Below are 604 nucleotides of genomic sequence, written 5' to 3' on the forward strand. Positions count from 1 at the left end.
CGACTTGCCAAAAGGCGTGGACGACAGCAACGCCGGCACCGCTTCGGAAACCAACCTCACGTTGAGCGGTAACGTCCTGACCAACGACGTGCAGGGCGCCGACCGCGTGCCTGTCGGCGACAACGCCGGCCCGATCACGGCGGGCACTTTCACCGGGACTTACGGGACATTGGTGCTGAACGCCAACGGCACTTACACCTACACCCTCAACACCAGCGATGCCGATTTCAAAGCGCTGCACGGCGGCGGCAACGGCACTGAAACCTTCACCTACACCATCACTGATGCCGACGGCGATACCAGCACCGCCAACCTGGTGCTGAACATCCACAACAACGACGATCAGGTGTACCTCAATGGCCTCGACGTCAACGGTGGCGAGCTGACTGTCTACGAGAAAAACCTTAGCGACGGCACCAGCCCCGATGCTCCAGCCCTGACCCAAAGCGGCACCTTCACCATCACCGCGCTGGACGGCGTCACCACGCTGACCATCGGCGGCATTGCCGTAGTCACCAATGGCGTGGCAGCAGGCTTCCCGCAATCCATCGTCACTCCGTTGGGCAGCACCCTGACCATCACCGGTTTCAACGCCGCCACCGGT

The 604-nt window shown here is 62.1% G+C and carries 1 protein-coding gene; it reads left to right on the plus strand.

All coding sequences use genetic code 11. The annotated features are described in order from the left end of the window. Positions 1 to 604: Ig-like domain-containing protein (locus ACM6JM_RS19265; protein WP_414882353.1), on the plus strand; the 604-nt coding region annotated here is incomplete at both ends.

This window comes from Pseudomonas sp. IT-P2, from assembly GCF_949767575.1.
Taxonomy (GTDB): Bacteria; Pseudomonadota; Gammaproteobacteria; order Pseudomonadales; family Pseudomonadaceae; genus Aquipseudomonas; species Aquipseudomonas pharyngis.